13 protein-coding genes are annotated in these 13,019 nt (G+C 71.5%); 2 read left to right on the top strand and 11 right to left on the bottom strand.

What is annotated here, in order from left to right; translation table 11 throughout:
* Positions 1–4 precede the first annotated feature (4 nt).
* The 11 genes from gatB to ACFY1J_RS39700 form a co-directional block, all read right to left on the bottom strand.
* Positions 5–1,519, bottom strand: coding sequence for an Asp-tRNA(Asn)/Glu-tRNA(Gln) amidotransferase subunit GatB (gene gatB / locus ACFY1J_RS39750; protein WP_390711956.1), 1,515 nt, complete (start codon positions 1,517–1,519; stop codon positions 5–7).
* Positions 1,520–1,534: 15 nt separating this feature from the next.
* Complete coding sequence (locus ACFY1J_RS39745) at positions 1,535–1,777, bottom strand: hypothetical protein (RefSeq protein WP_390711957.1); 243 nt, start codon at positions 1,775–1,777, stop codon at positions 1,535–1,537.
* Complete coding sequence (gatA, locus tag ACFY1J_RS39740; RefSeq protein WP_390732932.1) at positions 1,774–3,276, bottom strand: Asp-tRNA(Asn)/Glu-tRNA(Gln) amidotransferase subunit GatA; 1,503 nt, start codon at positions 3,274–3,276, stop codon at positions 1,774–1,776. Before gatA ends, ACFY1J_RS39745 begins: the two co-directional genes overlap by 4 nt.
* Before the next feature lie 3 nt (positions 3,277–3,279).
* Positions 3,280–3,576: an Asp-tRNA(Asn)/Glu-tRNA(Gln) amidotransferase subunit GatC gene (gatC, locus tag ACFY1J_RS39735; RefSeq protein ID WP_067164579.1), complete on the bottom strand. Its 297-nt coding sequence runs from the start codon at positions 3,574–3,576 to the stop codon at positions 3,280–3,282.
* A gap of 80 nt (positions 3,577–3,656) precedes the next feature.
* Positions 3,657–4,163 (bottom strand): cupin domain-containing protein, encoded by a 507-nt coding sequence (locus tag ACFY1J_RS39730; RefSeq protein WP_390711959.1) that lies wholly within the window; start codon positions 4,161–4,163, stop codon positions 3,657–3,659.
* Positions 4,164–4,226: 63 nt separating this feature from the next.
* The gene (locus ACFY1J_RS39725; RefSeq protein WP_390711960.1) at positions 4,227–6,503 is read right to left on the bottom strand and encodes a putative bifunctional diguanylate cyclase/phosphodiesterase; all 2,277 of its coding nucleotides are present in this window, start codon (positions 6,501–6,503) and stop codon (positions 4,227–4,229) included.
* Positions 6,504–6,762: 259 nt separating this feature from the next.
* Positions 6,763–8,958 carry an NAD-dependent DNA ligase LigA gene (gene ligA, locus ACFY1J_RS39720; RefSeq protein WP_390732931.1) on the bottom strand — a complete coding sequence of 732 codons (2,196 nt, stop codon included), beginning with the start codon at positions 8,956–8,958 and terminating at the stop codon, positions 6,763–6,765.
* Between the two features lie 15 nt (positions 8,959–8,973).
* Positions 8,974–9,981, bottom strand: coding sequence for a methionine synthase (locus tag ACFY1J_RS39715; RefSeq protein WP_390711962.1), 1,008 nt, complete (start codon positions 9,979–9,981; stop codon positions 8,974–8,976).
* A gap of 156 nt (positions 9,982–10,137) precedes the next feature.
* Positions 10,138–10,521, bottom strand: a complete 384-nt coding sequence (locus tag ACFY1J_RS39710; protein ID WP_390732930.1) for a hypothetical protein — start codon at positions 10,519–10,521, stop codon at positions 10,138–10,140.
* A 33-nt stretch (positions 10,522–10,554) separates the two neighbouring features.
* Positions 10,555–11,253 (bottom strand): SDR family oxidoreductase, encoded by a 699-nt coding sequence (locus ACFY1J_RS39705; protein WP_363301296.1) that lies wholly within the window; start codon positions 11,251–11,253, stop codon positions 10,555–10,557.
* A 7-nt stretch (positions 11,254–11,260) separates the two neighbouring features.
* The gene (locus ACFY1J_RS39700; RefSeq protein ID WP_390711964.1) at positions 11,261–11,800 is read right to left on the bottom strand and encodes a TIGR00730 family Rossman fold protein; all 540 of its coding nucleotides are present in this window, start codon (positions 11,798–11,800) and stop codon (positions 11,261–11,263) included.
* Between the two features lie 50 nt (positions 11,801–11,850).
* On the opposite strand from ACFY1J_RS39700, the gene ACFY1J_RS39695 reads away from it, so the two are divergent.
* Both ACFY1J_RS39695 and ACFY1J_RS39690 read left to right on the top strand, forming a co-directional pair.
* The gene (locus tag ACFY1J_RS39695; protein ID WP_390711965.1) at positions 11,851–12,198 is read left to right on the top strand and encodes a DUF427 domain-containing protein; all 348 of its coding nucleotides are present in this window, start codon (positions 11,851–11,853) and stop codon (positions 12,196–12,198) included.
* Positions 12,199–12,235: 37 nt separating this feature from the next.
* Complete coding sequence (locus tag ACFY1J_RS39690) at positions 12,236–13,018, top strand: alpha/beta fold hydrolase (protein WP_390732929.1); 783 nt, start codon at positions 12,236–12,238, stop codon at positions 13,016–13,018.
* Position 13,019 lies beyond the last annotated feature (1 nt).

Genomic DNA, 13,019 nt, shown 5'->3' with positions numbered 1-13,019 from the left:
GGACTCAGCCCTCGCTGACGCCCAGCTTCTCCAGGATCAGCTCCTTGACGCGGGCCGCGTCGGCCTGGCCGCGGGTGGCCTTCATGACCGCGCCGACCAGGGCGCCCACCGCGGCCACCTTGCCGCCGCGGATCTTGTCGGCGATACCCGGGTTGCCGGCGATGGCCTCCTCGACGGCGGCCGTCAGCGCGCCCTCGTCGGAGACGACCTTCAGACCGCGCTTCTCGACAACCTCGTCCGGGGTGCCCTCGCCCGCGAGGACACCCTCGATGACCTGACGGGCCAGCTTGTCGTTCAGGTCACCGGAGGAGACCAGCCGGGCGATCCGGGCGACCTGCTCGGGCGTGATGGCCAGCTCGTCGAGCGACTTGCCCGACTCGTTGGCGCTGCGCGCCAGTTCGCCCATCCACCACTTGCGGGCGGAGGCCGCGTCGGCACCGGCGTCGATCGTGGCGACGATCGGGTCCAGCGCGCCGGCGTTGAGGATCGCCTGCATGTCGGTGGCCGAGATGCCCCACTCCGCCAGCAGACGGGTGCGGCGGGCCAGCGGCATCTCCGGCAGCGCGGCGCGGATCTCCTCGACCCACTCGCGGGAGGGGGCCACCGGGACGAGGTCGGGCTCCGGGAAGTACCGGTAGTCCTCGGCCTCCTCCTTCACGCGGCCCGAGGTCGTCGACCCGGTGTCCTCGTGGAAGTGGCGGGTCTCCTGGACGATCGTGCCGCCGCCGCTGAGCACGGCGGCGTGCCGCATGATCTCGAAGCGGGCCGCACGCTCCACGGAACGCAGCGAGTTGACGTTCTTCGTCTCGGAGCGCGTGCCGAACTTGTCGCCGCCCTTGGGCATCAGCGACAGGTTCACGTCACAGCGCATCTGGCCCATCTCCATACGGGCCTCGGACACGCCGAGCGCCTTGATGAGCTCGCGCAGCTCACGGACGTACGCCCTTGCGACCTCGGGAGCGCGCTCCCCGGCACCGACGATCGGCTTGGTGACGATCTCGATGAGCGGGATGCCGGCGCGGTTGTAGTCCAGCAGCGAGTGCTGCGCGCCGTGGATGCGGCCGGTGGCGCCGCCGACGTGCGTCGACTTGCCGGTGTCCTCCTCCATGTGGGCGCGCTCGATCTCCACGCGGAAGGTCTCGCCGTCCTCCAGCTGTACGTCGAGGTAGCCGTTGTAGGCGATCGGCTCGTCGTACTGGGAGGTCTGGAAGTTCTTCGGCATGTCCGGATAGAAGTAGTTCTTCCGGGCGAAGCGGCACCACTCGGCGATCTCGCAGTGCAGCGCGAGACCGATCTTGATCGCGGACTCGACGCCGGTCGCGTTGACGACCGGGAGCGAGCCGGGCAGGCCGAGGCAGGTCGGGCAGGTCTGCGAGTTGGGCTCGGCGCCCAGCTCGGTCGAACACCCGCAGAACATCTTGGTCTTGGTGCCGAGTTCGACATGGACCTCAAGGCCCATGACGGGGTCGTACGACGCCAGCGCGTCCTCGTACGACACCAGGTCGGTCGTGGTGGTCACGGTGAAACTTCCCTCTCAGCCCAGCAGGACGTCGTCGTCGCCCAGCCGCTTCAGCTCGCGGTACAGGATGGCGAGGCCGGTGACGATCGCGACCGCGGAGACGGTGGCGTCGACGAGCCGCAGCGTGTCGTGCTCGGCGCGAGCCTTCTTGATCTGCTTGGTGACACCGATCGCGCCGAACGCGGTCGTTGCCATCGACAGGTACGTACCGGACTTGGACTTCTTGAAGCCCTTGGCCTTCGACAGTGCATTGCTCACAGCGACGGAGCCTCCTCGAGCAGCGGGTGACCCCACTTTTCCACGAACGCGGCCTCGACAGCGGCGCCGACCTTGTAAAGACGGTCGTCCTTCAGCGCCGGGGCGATGATCTGCAGACCGACCGGGAGGTTGTCCTCCGGGGCCAGGCCGCAGGGCAGCGACATGGCCGCGTTGCCCGCCAGGTTGGTGGGGATGGTGCACAGGTCGGCGAGGTACATCGCCATCGGGTCGTCGGCGCGCTCGCCGATCGCGAAGGCGGTGGTCGGCGTCGTCGGGGAGACGATCACATCGACACCACTGCCCTGCTCGAAGGCCTTCTCGAAGTCGCGCGTGATCAGCGTGCGGACCTTCTGGGCGGAGCCGTAGTACGCGTCGTAGTAGCCGGAGCTCAGCGCGTACGTGCCCAGCATGATGCGGCGCTTGACCTCGGGGCCGAAGCCCTCCTCACGGGTGAGGGAGGTGACCTCCTCGGCCGAGTGGCTGCCGTCGTCGCCGGTCCGCAGGCCGTAGCGCAGGCCGTCGAAGCGGGCGAGGTTGGACGAGCACTCGGACGGGGCGATCAGGTAGTACGCCGACAGGGCGAGGTCGAAGGACGGGCAGTCCAGTTCGACGATCTCGGCGCCCAGTTCCTTCAGCAGTTCGACGGACTCGTCGAAGCGCTGGATGACGCCGGCCTGGTAGCCCTCGCCGCGGAACTGCTTGACCACACCGATCCGCATGCCCTGGACGCTGCCGTTGCGGGCGGCCTCGACCACCGGCGGCACCGGGGCGTCGATGGAGGTGGAGTCGAGCGGGTCGTGTCCGGCGATCACCTCGTGCAGGAGCGCCGCGTCCAGAACCGTACGGGCGCAGGGCCCGCCCTGGTCGAGGGAGGACGAGAAGGCGACCATGCCGAACCGGGAGACCGCGCCGTAGGTCGGCTTCACGCCGACCGTGCCGGTGACGGCGGCCGGCTGGCGGATGGAGCCGCCGGTGTCGGTGCCGATGGCGAGGGGGGCCTGGAAGGAGGCGAGGGCGGCGCTGGAGCCGCCGCCGGAGCCGCCGGGGATCTTGGTGAGGTCCCAGGGGTTGCCGGTCGGCCCGAACGCGCTGTTCTCGGTGCTGGACCCCATGGCGAACTCGTCCATGTTGGTCTTGCCGAGGATGACCACGTCGGCGGCCTTCAGCCGCTTGGTGAGCGTCGCGTCGTACGGCGGGATCCAGCCTTCGAGGATCTTCGAACCGACGGTCGTGGGAACGCCCTCGGTGGTGAAGATGTCCTTGAGCGCGAGGGGAACGCCGGCCAGCGGCCCGAGCTTCTCCCCCTTCGCCCGCTTCTCGTCTACGGCACGGGCCTGCGCCAGGGCGCCCTCGCGGTCGACGTGGAGGAAGGCGTGCACCTTCTCGTCGACGGCCTCGATCCGGGCGAGGTGGGCCTCGGTGACCTGGACGGCCGTGAGCTCGCCGGAGGCGATCCTCTCGGCGGTCTCGGCGGCCGTGAGCTTGATGATGTCCGTCATGGATCAGTCCTCCCCCAGGATCTGCGGCACCTTGAAACGCTGCTGCTCCTGGGCCGGGGCGCCGGAGAGCGCCTGGGCGGGGGTGAGCGAGGGACGGACCTCGTCCGCGCGCATGACGTTCGTCAGCGGGAGCGGGTGAGAGGTCGGCGGTACGTCTTGGTCGGCGACCTCGCTGACGCGTGCGACCGCGCCGATGATGTCGTCCAGCTGGCCTGCGAAGTGTTCGAGTTCTTCGGGCTTCAGCTCCAGACGCGCCAGCCGGGCGAGGTGGGCGACCTCCTCGCGCGTGATGCCAGGCATGCAGCGATCCTCTGGGGTGAGAGTTTGTGGTTTGGGCCCAATCCTATGGGGCGGGGTGCGAAGACCGTTAAACGGTTTGCTCAGCGCTCCGGCCCTCGGCGGTGGGCGTCCCAGGCCGGGCTGTGCAGGAAGTGGTTGTCGTACAGGTCCTGCACCCCCACAAGGCTCTCCGGGGTGTCCTCGCCGAGGGCGACGCGCCGCAGGTGGCGGAAGTACTCGAAGCGCTCGACGCCCGGCGTGATGACGATGAGCAGGTCGGCGTCGCAGCCGGGGACGGCGGCGAAGGCGTGCGGCCTGCCGGGCGGGACGACGACCAGGTCCCCGGGCCCTGCGGTGACGACCTGCTCGGCGCAGAGCAGTTCGGCGGCGCCGTCGAGGACGAAGAACATCTCGGCCGAGCCGTCGTGGCGGTGCGGTGAGGCGCCGTCGGCGCCTTGGGTGAGAGTGACGCGCTGGGTGGACAGGGCTCCACCCGTGCTGCCGCTGTCGGCCAGCAGCCGGACGGTGGTGGGCGCGCGGCCGATGACCTCGGCCTCCGCCTCCCGGACGACCACGGTCTCGTCGAATGTCGGAACGATCAGGGACATGGCTGGTGGCATCGTCTTTCTGTACGGGCCCCGTGCCGGTTTCCGTACCGGTCCCGTGCCGGGCTAGCCGATGCGCCCCGGGTCGTCCGCGGCGGCCGCCGGGAGGGCTGCCCTCGGACGCTGCCAGCCCCGGGAGCCACGGGCACGCAGCCACGCCGTGGTCTCCTCCGGCGGCATCGCCGCGGCGACCAGCCAGCCCTGTACGGCGTCACACCCCAGGTCGCGCAGCCGCTCCCAGGTCTCGTCGTCCTCGACGCCCTCGGCGACGACCAGCAGCCCGAGGGAGTGCGCCAGGTCGACCGTGCACCGCACGATCTCCGCGTCCTCGGTGTCCACGGCCAGCCGGGCGACGAACGACCGGTCGATCTTCAGTTCGCTGACCGGCAGCCGGCGCAGATGCACCAGCGAGGAGTAGCCGGTGCCGAAGTCGTCCAGGGACATCTTCACGCCGTGCCCGGTCAGCCCGGCGAGGGTGTCGGCGGCCCGTTGCGGGTCCTCCAGCAGCACGTGCTCCGTTATCTCCAGTTGGAGCGCTCCCGCCGGAACGCCGTGCCGGGCAAGGCGCGCGGCCACCGAGCCGGCGAAGCCGGGCGTGTGGACGTCACGCGGGGAGACGTTGACCGCGACCGGCACCCGCAGGCCCTGCGCGCGCCACCGGGCGACCTGTCCGAGCGCCGTCTCCAGCACGTACTCCGTCAGATGGGGCATCAGCCCCGAGGACTCGGCGATCGCTATGAACTCGTCCGGCGGCACCTTGCCGCGCTCGGGGTGCACCCAGCGGACCAGCGCCTCCAGCCCGGCGACCTGGCCGTCGAAGCGGACCTTGGGCTGGTAGTGCAGCTGGACCTCGTGCGCGTCCAGGGCCCGGCGCAGATCGCCGAGCAGGCCGAGCCGGTCCGGGGTGTTGGAGTCCCGCTTGGACTCGTACACCTCGACACCCGTGCGGTCCCGCTTCGCCTGGTACATCGCCACGTCCGCCCGGCGCAGCAGTCCCTCGGCGTCCAGGGCGTGGTCGGGGAAGACGGCGACACCCGCGCTGGCCTCCAGGACGAGGGTGAGTCCGTCGAGGTCGAGCGGGGAGCTGAGGGCGGCCACCAGGCCGCGGGCGACCCGGGTCGCCGACGTCGTGGAGTCGGCGACGGGCAGTAACACGGCGAACTCGTCACCGCCGAGCCGGGCGGCCTCCGCGCCGCGGGGCAGCGCCAGCCGCAGCCGGTCGGCGATCTGCAGCAACAGCCGGTCGCCGGCGAGATGACCGAGGGTGTCGTTGACCGAGCGGAAGCGGTCGAGGTCGATGAGCATCAGGGCGGCCCGGGCACCTATGCGTTCGGCGTCGTCGAGGGCCGTCCAGATCCGCTCCAGGAGCCACTGCCGGTTGGGCAGGCCGGTCAGCGGGTCGCGCAACTGCTCCTCCGCCCGGGCCCGGGCTATCCACAGGGTGGAGTCGAGGGCGACGAGGGGGATGGAGAACAGCGGGAGCAGGACCGGCTGGGCGTCGGCGACCACACAGACCAGGGGGGCGATGCCGAGCAGCGCGACCGCGACCAGGCCCTGTCTGACCAGGGCCGTCCGGGCGACGGTGGGCAGTCCGCCGCCGCGCGGGGCGTGCAGGTACCACAGCAGACCGCGGGTGACGGCGAGATAGGCGGCCGCGACGAGGACGACCTCGGGGGCGGTGGTGACGGTCCAGCTGCCGGGGTTCCAGGGCGACTCGACGGTCGGTACGCGGCCGAAGGCGCCCAGCACCAGGGCACCGGCGCCGATGCCGAGGATGTCCACCGCGCCCTGCAGCACGCCCTGTCGCCAGCGGTTGCGGCGGGCTATGCCGACCAGGACGACGACGGTGAGGCTGACCATGCCGGCGGGCACCCAGCCGTAGAGCAGCAGTACGGCGAGGGTGAGGGCGGCGCCGGAGCCGGTGCCGCCCCACCAGCGGGAGCGGCCGAGCATGACCAGGTGGCCGACGATGATGCCGGTCAGCACGGCCAGCGACCAGCCGACCGTGCCGGACGGGAAGAGGGCGTGGCTGCCCGTGAACGCCTGCAGGAAGCCGGCGCCCAGCGCGAACCCGGCGGCCGCGACGACGGCCGCGGGCAGCGCGGGCCAGGACGGCCGGCGCTCGTGGTCCGCGCCCGGCAGGGCCGGGGCGGCCTCGATGGCCAGGGGGGCGGCCAAAGGGGCGGGGCTGCGCGGTTCCGTCGCGACATGCGGTCCTGCGGCGCGGACCGCCGCGCCCGCCCGCTCCGCGGCCCGTCCCGTCCACCGGCTCCCGCGCCATGCGCCCATCTTCAGGCGCAGGCGCAGCCGTGAGTCAGGGGCGGCGCTCTCGGTCGGTTTCATTCCCGTCCCTCTCACAGCCGGCGGTGCCCACGCCACGCGGTCCGCTGCCCGACGACCATCAACGGCTCCGCGTTGGAAAACCCTTCCCCGTACTCATCAGGAGCACGGGGATGCCCCGACCGCAGCTGGGCACGGCAGGCGCACATCTCAACAGTAGGCCGCAGAAGGCTTCCACGGGCAGCGGTCGTCTACGGTTGCCCGAATGCGCCCCGGCCACCCGTATGCATCTGATATGCACCGATCGGGTGGCCTTCAACCGCTACTCCCCGGTCGGAAGGGCGACTTCGGCCGCGGCCTGCGGCCCCTGCTCCAACAGGACGCCGAAGCCGTCCTCGTCGAGCACCGGCACCTTGAGCTGCATGGCCTTGTCGTACTTCGATCCCGGGTTCTCCCCCACGACGACGAAAGACGTCTTCTTCGACACCGAACCGGTCACCTTTGCTCCGCGGCTCTGCAGCGCTTCCTTGGCGCCGTCGCGCGTGTGGTTCTCCAGGGTGCCGGTGACGACGACGGTAAGCCCTTCCAGCGGACGCGGGCCCTCCTCCTCGCCGGACGTCTCGTCCTCCAGCGGGACTCCAGCGGCCTTCCACTTGCGGACGATCTCGCGGTGCCAGTCCTCGGCGAACCACTCCCTGAGGGCCGCGGCGATGGTCGAGCCGACGCCCTCGATGCGCGCCAGCTCCTCCTCGCTTGCCTGTTCGATGCGGTCGATGGAGCGGAACTCGCGCGCGAGGGCCTGCGCCGCGACCGGACCGACGTGCCGGATCGACAGCCCGTTCAGGAACCGGGCGAGCGGCCGCTCCTTGGCGGCCTCGATGTTGGCCAGCAGCGCGAGGGTGTTCTTCTTCGGCTCGCCCTTCTGGTTGGCGAAGACCGTGACGACCTTCTCCTCGCCCGTCTTGGGGTCCCGCTTGGGCAGTCCGCTGTCCGGGTCGAGGACGTACGCCTTGATGGGCAGCAGCTTGTCCACCGTGAGGTCGAACAGGTCGCCCTCGTCGGCCAGCGGCGGGTCGGCCGGCTCCAGCGGCCGGGTGAGCGCGGCCGCCGCCACCTCGCCGAAGTGCTCGATGTCCAGGCACTCGCGGCCCGCGAGGTAGGAGACGCGCTCCCGCAACTGGGCCGGGCAGGTGCGGGCGTTGGGGCAGCGGAGGTCGATGTCGCCCTCCTTCATGGGCCGCAGGGCCGTACCGCACTCGGGGCACTCGGCGGGCATCACGAACTCGCGCTCGCTGCCGTCGCGCAGGTCGACGACCGGGCCGAGGATCTCCGGGATCACGTCACCGGCCTTGCGGATCACGACGGTGTCGCCGATGAGCACGCCCTTGGCCTTGACCACCTCCTGGTTGTGCAGGGTGGCGAACTCGACCTCGGAGCCCGCGACCGTGACCGGCTCGACCTGGGCGTACGGCGTGACGCGGCCGGTGCGGCCGACGCCGACCTTGATGTCGATCAGCTTGGTGTTGACCTCCTCCGGCGCGTACTTGTACGCGATCGCCCAGCGCGGCGCGCGGGCGGTCGAGCCGAGACGGCCCTGGAGGCGGATCTCGTCGAGCTTGACGACCACTCCGTCGATCTCGTGCTCCACGGAGTGACGGTTCTCGCCGTAGTACGCGATGAACTCCCGTACGCCGTCGAGGTCGTCGACCACCTTGTTGTGCGCGGAGGTGGGCAGGCCCCAGGTCTTGAGGAGGTCGTAGGCCTGTGAGAGGCGGGTGAGGCCCTCGTAACCCGCCAGCGCGCCGATGCCGTGGACGACCATGTGCAGCGGGCGGGTGGCGGTGACCCGCGGGTCCTTCTGGCGCAGTGAACCGGCCGCCGCGTTGCGTGGGTTGGCGAAGGGCTTGTCACCGGCCGCGACCAGGCGCTCGTTGAGTTCGAGGAACTCCTCCATCGGGAAGTAGACCTCGCCGCGGATCTCCACGAGCTCGGGGACGCGGTCACCCGTCAGCCGGTCCGGGATCTCCGCGATCGTACGGACGTTGGGCGTGATGTCCTCGCCGGAGCGGCCGTCGCCGCGGGTCGCCGCGCGCGTGAGGCGGCCGTGCTCGTAGGTGAGGTTGACGGCGAGGCCGTCGACCTTGAGCTCGCACAGGAAGTGGTAGTCGGAGGTGCCGACGTCCTTGGCGACGCGCTCGGCCCAGGCGGCCAGTTCCTCGTCGTTGAAGGCGTTGTCGAGGGAGAGCATGCGCTCGCGGTGCTCGACGGAGGTGAACTCCGTCTCGTACGCTCCCGCGACCTTCTGGGTCGGCGAGTCGGGCGTGCGCAGCTCCGGGTACTCCGCCTCCAACGCCTCCAGGGTGCGCAGGAGTCGGTCGAACTCCGCGTCGCTGACGACGGGAGCGTCCTTCACGTAGTACCGGAAGCGGTGCTCCTCGATCTGCTCGGCGAGCTGCGCGTGCCGCTCCCGTGCCTCGGCGGGCACTGCCGTCTCCGCTTGCTGCTTGTCGCCGGCCACCGTGTTGTCCTCCCGTTACTCTGGGTTGTCCGCGAGGGATCTCGCCGCCCGGACGCAATGGGCGAGAGCCTTGCGTGCGTACGCGGGGGAAGCGCCCGCGAGGCCGCACGAGGGGGTGATGGTGACCGCCTCCGCGAGAAGCCCCGGATGCAGCCCCAGCCTGCGCCACAGCGTCCTGACACCCATGACGCTACCGGCAGGGTCTGACAACGGACCGTCCGTGCCGGGCACGACACCGGCGAACAGTCGCGTACCGCCTTCCACGGCTTCGCCGATGACCTCGTCGTCACGCTCGGTGAGGAGCGAGAAGTCGAGGGAGACCGCGGCGGCGCCCGTGCGGCGCAGCAGGGCGACGGGCACGTCCGGGGCGCAGGAGTGGACGACGACCGGGCCGGTGCGGTGCACCGCGACGAGGTCGCGGAGGGTGGCCTCGACGATCTGCCGGTCCACGGCCCGGTGGGTCCGGTAGCCGCTGGCGGACTTGACCTGGCCGCGCAGTACGGCGGTTAGGGAGGGCTCGTCCAGCTGCAGGACGAGCTGTGCGCCGGGGACGCGGCGCTGCATCTCGGCGAGGTGCAGGCGCAGGCCCTCGGCGAGGGAGGCGGCGAGGTCGCGGCAGGCGCCGGGGTCGGAGAGGGCGGCCTCGCCGTTCTTCAGCTCGACGGCGGTGGCCAGCGTCCACGGCCCGACGGCCTGCACCTTCAACGGGCCCTCGTACCCCTGGGTGAACTCCTCCAGCGCGTCGAGGTCCTCGCCCAGCCAGGAGCGGGCCCGCTTGGTGTCCCGGCCGGGCCGGTCGCCGATCCGCCAGCCGCTGGGCTCCACGCGCGCGTACAGCTCGACGAGCATTCCGGCGGTACGGCCGATCATGTCCGCGCCGGGGCCGCGGGCCGGCAGCTCGGGCAGGAACGGGAAGTCCTCGAAGGACCCGGTGACGGTCTTGGCGGCCTCCCGCGCGTCGTCACCGGGCATGGACCCGACCCCGGTGGCCGCACCGAACCTGAACTGGCTGTCATCGCTCACCCGGGCAGCCTATGCCTCCGGCGGTTCAGCCGATTTCGGGGCGCCGTGCGCTGCCTCGCACCCGGCGCCCGCGCGGGCCTCTGCCGGGGGCTGCCGCCCCCGGACCCCCGCTTCGGCCTGAACGGCCTCGTCCTCGATCGCCGGACGGGCTGGACATCACCGGCCGATGCTCGTACGCCCGTGCCGTTCCAGGAAGGCGAGCAACCGGTCCGGGTCGGCGACCGCGAGGTTGTTGCGGAAGCGGCCGCGCTCCCAGGCGATGTCCGTCCGACCGTGGTGACTGCCGCTGCCGATGAACTCGCCGTGGGCGTCCAGCAGGGCGACCGTCAGGCTGCCGTGGCAGCGGCAGATGTCGCCCGTGAAGTCGCCGGTCGTGGTCAGGGCGCGCAGCTCGGCGAGCGTGTCGTCGTCGTAGATCTCGGCCAGGACGGTGCGCCGGGCGAGCGGCCCGGCGTCGTCCCCGCCGCGCAGGACCACCGCGGCCTCGGCACGGTCCCAGACGTTCTCCAGCCAGGCGCGGATCTCGCCACCGTCGCTCATGCCGTCTCCTTCGAAGGTCACGGGGTCACCAGGTCACTGGCCCGGTCGGACCGTCAGGTCGTTGATCTCCGCGTCTCTGGGGAGGTCAATGGCCAGCAGGATCGTCGTCGCCACCGACTCGGGGTCGATCCAGCGGGAGGCGTCGTAGTCCTTGCCCTCCTGCTGGTGGACCTTGGCCTGCATGGGGCTGGCGGTGCGGCCGGGGTAGACGGAGGTGACGCGGACGCCGTTGCCGTGCTCCTCGTGACGCAGGGAGTCGGCCAGGGCCTTGAGGCCGTGCTTGGAGGCGGCGTACGCGGACCAGCCGGCGTGGGCGTTCAGGCCCGCGCCGGAGTTCACGAAGACCACGTGACCGCGGGCGGCGCGCAGCTGGGGCAGGAAGTGGCGGGTCAGCTCGGCGGGGGCGACCAGGTTGACGTTGAGCTGGTGGCGCCAGGACTTGGGGGTGAGGTCCCCGACGTCGCCCAGGTCGACGACCCCGGCGATGTGCAGCAGTGAGTCCACGCGGTCGGGGAGCGTCTGGTGGGAGAAGGCCCAGGAGAGCTTGTCGGGGTCGGAGAGATCGCCGACCAGGGTGCGCGCCCCCGGGTACTCGGCGGCCAGTTCCTTCGCCCGGCCCGCGTCGCGCGCGTGCAGCACGAGTTCGTCCCCGCGCGCGTGCAGACGGCGGGCCACGGCCGCGCCGATGCCGGAGCCCGCGCCGGTGATCACATGAGTAGCCATGTCCGCCATGCTCGCATCACCGCACGCCCAGGCTCTCCTCCAGGTACGCCAGCACGCTCACGGGCTCGTCCGCGAAGAACACCAGGTCGGTGAGCGGGCGGGGCAGGAAGCCCTCGGCCTCCATCCTGCGGAACTGCTCCTTCAGGCCGTCGTAGAAGCCCTCGGTGTTGAGCAGGACGACGGGCTTGTCCGTGTGCCCGTGCTTCTTCAACTCCAGGATCTCGGTGGCCTCGTCGAGCGTCCCGGTGCCGCCCACCATGACCACGACCGCGTCGGCCTGCTCCAGCAGCAGCCGCTTGCGCTCGGCGAGGTCCTTGGCGATCACCATCTCGTGGGCGCCGGGCCGGACCTTGGCCGCGAGGAACTCGACGGAGACGCCCAGCAGCAGGCCTCCCGCCTCCTGGACGCCGTCGGCGACGACCTTCATCAGGCCGACGTCGGAGCCGCCCCACACGAGCGTGTGGCCCCCCTTGCCGATCAGTTTCGCGAACTCGCGCGCGGGGCGCGTGTAGCGGTCGTCGAGGTCGGCGGCGGAGAGGAAGACACAGATGCGCATGAGGTCAGCCTAGGCGGGAAGAACCGGGGGCCCGCGAGCGCTATTCCGGTATGGCCGATGGACACACGATCACGATCGAGCAGGGCGACCGGCACGTACGCGTGGTACGCGGGGACCTGGTGCTGGCGGAGACCCGCCGCCCCCTGGTGCTGCGCGAGACCGGCTGTCCCGTGCGCTACTACATCCCGGCCGAGGACGTGCGCCTCGACCTCCTCACCCCCTCCGAAACCCACACCCACTGCCCCTTCAAGGGGACGGCGTCCTACTGGTCGCTGCCGGACGCCCCCGACCTCGTATGGTCCTATCTGGAGCCCAAGGACGGGGTCGCGCAGATCAAGGACCACCTGTGCTTCTACGACGTGGAGGTCCAGGAGGAGACACGCGCGGCGGTGTCGTGACCGATTAGTCGCGTGCCCGGTGGCAGTCTCCTCAGGCATGGACAAGCAGATCATTTCGCGCGACGGCACCCGGATCGCGTACGCGCGCAGCGGGCGGGGTCCGGCGGTCGTCCTTGTGAGCGGCACGATGTCCACGGGCGCCACGATGGCCCCGCTGGCCGCACGGCTCGCCGGGCGCTTCACGGTCGTCCCGTACGACCGGCGGGGGCGCGGCGGAAGCGGGGACACGGCGCCGTACGCCGTCGCCCGCGAGGTGGAGGACCTGGCGGCGCTGATCGAGGCCGTGGGCGGGGACGCGGCGCTCTACGGCATGTCGTCGGGCGGCGCGCTGGCGCTGGAGGCGGCGGCGAGCGGGCTGCCGGTCCGTCAGGTGGCCGTGTACGAGCCGCCGTTCGCCGTCTACGAGGGCGGCGCCGAGGAGCGGGCGGCGTACACCCGGAACCTGACCGAGGCGCTCGCGCGGGGCCACAGGGGGGACGCGGTGGAGCACTTCCTGCGGCTGACGGGCCTGGCCGAGGAGATGATCCGGGGCGCCCGCCAGTCCCCCATGTGGGCCGACATGGAGGCGATCGCCCCGACGCTGGCGTACGACGACGCGGTGATGGGCGACGGTGCCGTGCCCCGGGAACGGCTGGCCGCGCTCACGGTCCCCGTGCTCGCCGTCGCAGGAGGCGCCGGCCCGGCCTGGGTGCGGGAAGCGACCCGGGCCGTCGCCGACGCGGCGCCCCAAGGGACGTATCGCACCCTGGAAGGGCAGACCCACAGAGTGGATCCGGACGTCCTCGCACCCGTGCTCGCGGAGTTCTTCCACCAGAAGTGAC

The sequence above is a fragment of the Streptomyces sp. NPDC001406 genome (assembly GCF_042895285.1).
Taxonomy (GTDB): domain Bacteria; phylum Actinomycetota; class Actinomycetes; order Streptomycetales; family Streptomycetaceae; genus Streptomyces.
The sequence above is the reverse complement of the archived record's forward strand: the minus strand, read 5'-3'. Positions and strand labels throughout refer to the sequence as shown.